The organism is Methylobacterium sp. WL116, assembly GCF_008039455.1.
Taxonomy (GTDB): Bacteria; Pseudomonadota; Alphaproteobacteria; order Rhizobiales; family Beijerinckiaceae; genus Methylobacterium.
The window spans coordinates 1-4827 of sequence record NZ_VRUV01000352.1 but is presented as its reverse complement, the minus strand read 5'-3'; the positions used below and the strand labels follow the sequence as shown (position 1 = coordinate 4827).

General features: G+C 70.9%; 4 protein-coding genes. All 4 read left to right on the top strand.

What is annotated here, in order from left to right; genetic code table 11:
- Positions 1 to 205: 205 nt before the first annotated feature.
- The 4 genes from ftsH to FV223_RS20165 all read left to right on the top strand — a co-directional run bounded on the left by ftsH (position 206) and on the right by FV223_RS20165 (position 4740).
- Positions 206 to 2128 (top strand): ATP-dependent zinc metalloprotease FtsH, encoded by a 1923-nt coding sequence (ftsH, locus tag FV223_RS20180; protein WP_147728678.1) that lies wholly within the window; start codon positions 206 to 208, stop codon positions 2126 to 2128.
- A gap of 229 nt (positions 2129 to 2357) precedes the next feature.
- Entirely contained in the window at positions 2358 to 3698 is a 1341-nt protein-coding gene (gene glmM / locus FV223_RS20175) for a phosphoglucosamine mutase (RefSeq protein WP_147728677.1), read from the top strand.
- A gap of 149 nt (positions 3699 to 3847) precedes the next feature.
- The gene (locus tag FV223_RS20170; protein WP_147728676.1) at positions 3848 to 4114 is read left to right on the top strand and encodes a hypothetical protein; all 267 of its coding nucleotides are present in this window, start codon (positions 3848 to 3850) and stop codon (positions 4112 to 4114) included.
- The gene (locus tag FV223_RS20165; RefSeq protein WP_147728675.1) at positions 4111 to 4740 is read left to right on the top strand and encodes a TetR/AcrR family transcriptional regulator; all 630 of its coding nucleotides are present in this window, start codon (positions 4111 to 4113) and stop codon (positions 4738 to 4740) included. Before FV223_RS20170 ends, FV223_RS20165 begins: the two co-directional genes overlap by 4 nt.
- The last annotated feature ends 87 nt before the right edge of the window (positions 4741 to 4827 follow it).

Below are 4827 nucleotides of genomic sequence, written 5' to 3'. Positions count from 1 at the left end.
GCGCACCCTGCGCGGGCTCGCCATCGCCGCCGACCCGGCCCGCCGCGTGACGATCCGGCCCGCTCCGCCCAGGCGAGGGGACGGCCTTGCCGCAGGGGCGCCCGACTTACTTGGCAAGGGGGAGGGCTCTGCCTACATTGGCTTGGCGTGCGCGGACGAACCCGCAGCGGCGGGCAGCCGGCCCACACGCCCCAGGGATTGATCGATGAACCCGAATTTTCGCAATTTTGCTCTGTGGGTCGTCATCTTCCTCCTCGTCCTGGCCCTGGTGACCCTGTTCCAGAATCCGGGTCACCGCGGCGGCGGGAGCGAGATCGCCTACAGCCAGCTTCTCAACGACGCCGATGCCGGCAAGATCCAGTCCGTCGTGATCTCGGGCCAGGACGTGTCCGGTTCCTACGTCGGCGGCGGCAGCTTCACCTCCTACGCGCCGAACGATCCGGGCCTCGTCTCGAAGCTTTCGGGCAAGGGCGTGCAGATCACCGCGCGCCCGCCGTCGGACAACACGCCGTGGTTCATCCAGCTGCTGGTGAGCTGGCTGCCGATCCTCGTCTTCATCGGCGCCTGGGTGTTCCTGTCCCGGCAGATGCAGTCGGGTGCCGGCCGCGCCATGGGTTTTGGGAAGTCGAAGGCCAAGCTCCTCAATGAAGCGCACGGGCGCGTCAGCTTCGATGACGTCGCCGGCGTGGAAGAGGCGAAGGAGGATCTGCAGGAGATCGTCGAGTTCCTGCGCGACCCCCAGAAGTTCCAGCGGCTCGGCGGGCGCATCCCGCGCGGCGTGCTCCTGGTCGGCCCCCCCGGCACCGGCAAGACCCTGATCGCCCGCGCGGTGGCGGGCGAGGCCAACGTGCCGTTCTTCACCATCTCCGGCTCGGACTTCGTCGAGATGTTCGTCGGCGTCGGCGCCAGCCGCGTGCGCGACATGTTCGAGCAGGCCAAGAAGAACGCCCCCTGCATCATCTTCATCGACGAGATCGACGCGGTCGGCCGCCATCGCGGCGCCGGCCTCGGCGGCGGCAACGACGAGCGCGAGCAGACCCTCAATCAGCTGCTCGTCGAGATGGACGGCTTCGAGGCCAACGAGGGCGTGATCATCATCGCGGCGACCAACCGCCCCGACGTGCTCGACCCCGCGCTGCTGCGTCCCGGCCGGTTCGACCGCCAGATCATGGTGCCGAACCCGGACGTGACCGGCCGCGAGCGCATCCTGCGCGTCCACGTCCGCAAGGTGCCGCTGGCGCCGGACGTCGACCTCAAGGTCATCGCCCGCGGCACCCCCGGCTTCTCGGGCGCCGACCTGATGAACCTCGTCAACGAGTCGGCGCTGCTGGCCGCGCGCCGCGGCAAGCGCATCGTCACGATGCACGAGTTCGAGGACGCCAAGGACAAGGTGATGATGGGCGCCGAGCGTCGGACCCTCGTCATGACCGAGGACGAGAAGCGGCTCACCGCCTACCACGAGGGCGGCCACGCCATCGTCGCCTTCAACGTGCCGGCCACCGATCCCGTCCACAAGGCGACGATCATCCCGCGCGGCCGGGCTTTGGGCATGGTCATGCAGCTGCCCGAGCGCGACAAGCTGTCGATGTCGTTCGAGCAGATGACCTCGCGGCTGGCGATCATGATGGGCGGCCGCATCGCCGAGGAGATGACCTTCGGCCCGGACAAGGTGACGTCGGGCGCCCAGTCCGACATCGAGCAGGCGACGCGGCTCGCCAAGATGATGGTCACGCGCTGGGGCTTCTCGCCTGAGCTCGGCACCGTCGCCTACGGCGACAACAACGACGAGGTCTTCCTCGGCATGTCGATGGGCCGCCAGCAGACGGTGTCCGAGTCGACCGCCCAGAAGATCGACGCGGAGGTCCGCCGCCTGGTCGAGACCGGCCTTGAGGAGGCCCGCCGCATCCTCGCCGACAGGAAGGACGACCTCGAGGCGCTCGCGCAGGGGCTGCTCGAGTACGAGACGCTGTCCGGCGACGAGATCAAGAACCTGCTCAAGGGCCGTCCCCCGGTCCGCGACGGTGGCGACGTGCCCCCGACGCCGGCCCGCGGTTCCTCGGTCCCGTCGGCCGGCCGCGGCCGCCCGAAGGAGAGCGACGGCGGCCTCGAGCCGCAGCCGCAGGGCTGAGAGCCTCACCACCGACGAACGGGAAGGGCGCCACGACGGCGCCCTTTTTCGTATGTCCAGCATCCGAGACGGACAGGCATGGGAGACGCAGCGCGGGTTTTCCCTCACCCCTCTGCGGGGGAGGGAAGAGGCGGCGTCGATTCACCGTAACGGGACGCGATCCGTGCGTGCCGTGCGATCGATGATAGGTTGCCCGCAACGTCGCGTGCCCGATGGGACGGAGAGTTTCGTGAGAAAGTATTTCGGCACCGACGGCATTCGCGGCCGGGCCAACGGGGTGATCACGCCGGAGCTGGCGCTGAAGGTCGGCCAGGCGGCGGGCCTGGTGTTCCAGCGCGGCGACCATCGCCACCGCGTCGTCATCGGCAAGGACACCCGCCTGTCGGGCTACATGATCGAGACCGCGCTCATCGCCGGCTTCACCTCGGTCGGCATGGACGTGCTGCAGCTCGGGCCGATGCCGACGCCGGCGGTGGCGATGCTCACCCGCTCGATGCGCGCCGACATCGGCGTGATGATCTCCGCCTCGCACAACCCGTTCGAGGACAACGGCATCAAGCTGTTCGGGCCGGACGGGTTCAAGCTCAACGACGCGATCGAGCGCGAGATCGAGGCGCTGATCGACGGCGAGCTGCACACCCGGCTCGCCGGCTCCATGTCGCTCGGCCGGGCCAAGCGCATCGAGAGCGTGCATGCCCGCTACATCGAGTTCGCCAAGCGCTCGCTGCCGCGCAACGTGACGCTGGACGGCCTGCGCATCGTGGTCGACTGCGCCAACGGCGCCGCCTACCGCGTCGCCCCCGAGACCCTGTGGGAGCTCGGCGCCGAGGTCATCGCCATCGGCGTCGAGCCGGACGGCTTCAACATCAACCGCGACGTCGGCTCGACCGCGCCCGCCGCCCTGGTCGGCAAGGTCCGCGAGCTGCGCGCCGACATCGGCATCGCGCTCGACGGCGACGCCGACCGGGTGCTGATCGTCGACGAGAAGGGGCAGGTCGTCGACGGCGACCAGCTCATGGCCGTCGTCGCCCGCTCGTGGAAGGAGGACGACCTCCTGACCCAGCCGGGGATCGTGGCCACGATCATGTCCAACCTCGGGCTGGAGCGCTACCTCGGCGGGATCGGCCTCTCGCTCGCCCGCACCGCGGTGGGCGACCGCTACGTGCTCGAGCACATGCGCGAGCACGGCTACAACCTCGGCGGCGAGCAGTCCGGCCACATCATCATGTCGGACTACGCCACCACCGGCGACGGGCTGGTGGCCGCGCTGCAGGTGCTGAGCGTGGTCCAGCGCAGCGCGCGGCCGGTGAGCGAGGTCTGCCACTGCTTCGACCCGCTGCCGCAGATCCTGAAGAACGTGCGCTATCGCTCCGGCGAGCCGCTGCGCGCCGACAGCGTCGTCACCGCGATCGAGCACGCCCGCGAGCGCCTCGGCAACGCCGGCCGCCTCGTCATCCGCCCGTCCGGCACCGAGCCGGTCATCCGCGTCATGGCCGAGGGCGACGACCGCGGCCTCGTCAACGACGTCGTCGACGCGGTCGTCGACGCGGTGACCCGCGCCGCGGCGTGAGCGTTTCGGCCTGAGCGATCCCGTCTTCCCTCCCCCGTGGGGGGGACGGGCTGCGGCGACGACGCGCTTCCTGAGCCGATCTGAGAATGAACGTTCATTGACATGAGAATGAACGTTCATTACACGGGGGCGGCACGCAGGAATCCGCCATGGGCCTTTCCGTTTCCGATCCCGGCACCGCCCTCCGCCTCGCGGAGCTTCGCGCCGTGGCCACGCCGGCGAACCTCGCGCTCGTCGGGATCCTCGGGCTCGCCTGGGTCGCGCTGATCGGCTGGACCGGGGCCGGTCCCGACGGATGGCAGGTGCGGTCCTGTGCCGGGCTCGCGGTTCGTCCCGCCGCCTGCCAGGGCGTCCCGCCCGCGAAGGACGCGAGCCGCATCGTGCCCCACGTCTTGGCGGCGAGCCTCGCGCGATGAGCGCCGGCAGCGCCGTCTCGGCGCGGATCGAGCCGTCGGCCCGGCGCGAGCACATCCTGGCGGCGGCCGAGGCCTGCTTCGTGCGCAACGGCTTCCACCGCACCACGATGCAGGACCTCGCCCGCGAGGCGGCGATGAGCGCCGGCAACGTCTACCGCTACTTCGCCTCGAAGGAGGACCTCGTCCTCGGGCTCGCCGAGTGCGAGCGCGCCCGCGGCGCCCTGCTCGTGGCCGAGCTGGAGCGCGACGGCGACCGCCGCGCGGCGCTGCTCGGCATCATCACCCGCTACTTCGTCTCGATCACCCGTGAGACCGCGATCCTGCGGGTCGACATCTGGTCGGAGGCGACGCGCAACCCGGCGATCGCCGCGATGACCGCGCGGGCCGAGGCCGAGGCGCGGGGCTGGTTCGTCGAGACCTTCGCCGCCCTGGCGCGGTCCCCCGCCTGCGACCCGGCCGCGCTCTACGCCCTGCTCGGCCCCCTGATGAAGGGGATCATCGTCGACCGGGCGCTGCTGCCCGGCTACGACCCGGCCGCCGCCGTCGCCCAGCTCCTCGCCCTGCTCGATGCGGGCCTCGACGGGCGCCTTCCCCTCGCCTCGACGCCCGCGGAGACCGGCCGATGACCGTTCGCGCCCATCGCCTCGGCCTCGCCGCCCTGGCCCTCGCGCTCCCCCTGTCCCTGCCGGCACGGGCCGAGACCGCCCCGGCGC